Below are 472 nucleotides of genomic sequence, written 5' to 3' on the forward strand. Positions count from 1 at the left end.
TTCAGGTATTAATTAGCTTTGTTGACTGGCCGATGATGAAAGATTGTGGTGAAAATGGCGCAAGTTATAAAGGGGATCAAACTTCGTCTATATCCCAATGCCCAGCAAAGGGAACAATTGTGGCAAATGTTTGGTAACAATCGCTTCGTTTGGAACCAAATGTTGGCGATGGCCAAAGAGCGGTATCAAAATAATCCTAGTAGTCACTTCGTCAATAAATACGGAATGAATTATCTACTGAAGAGACTCAAGCAAGAATACCCATTTCTTAGGGCGAGTGACTCAACTAGCTTCCTCGTTGTCAATCACAACCTCGCCCAAGCCTTTAAGATGTTATTTAAACACCAAGGTGGCTAACCACTAGTGAAATCTTTTCCGTAAACTTGATAATTTATTAGTCCTGAAATGTCAAATTAAGTTAGAAAGAAACTAACTGTGCGTCTGTGATATTCTCCATGAATACCTCAATGGG

General features: G+C 39.4%; 1 pseudogene. It reads left to right on the top strand.

Annotated features, from left to right (window positions below):
- Positions 1 to 54 precede the first annotated feature (54 nt).
- Positions 55 to 354, top strand: a pseudogene (locus QOS01_RS10465) (helix-turn-helix domain-containing protein); the annotation flags it as partial.
- Positions 355 to 472 lie beyond the last annotated feature (118 nt).

This window comes from Limosilactobacillus avium (genome assembly GCF_947381485.1).
Classification (GTDB): Bacteria; Bacillota; Bacilli; order Lactobacillales; family Lactobacillaceae; genus Limosilactobacillus; species Limosilactobacillus avium.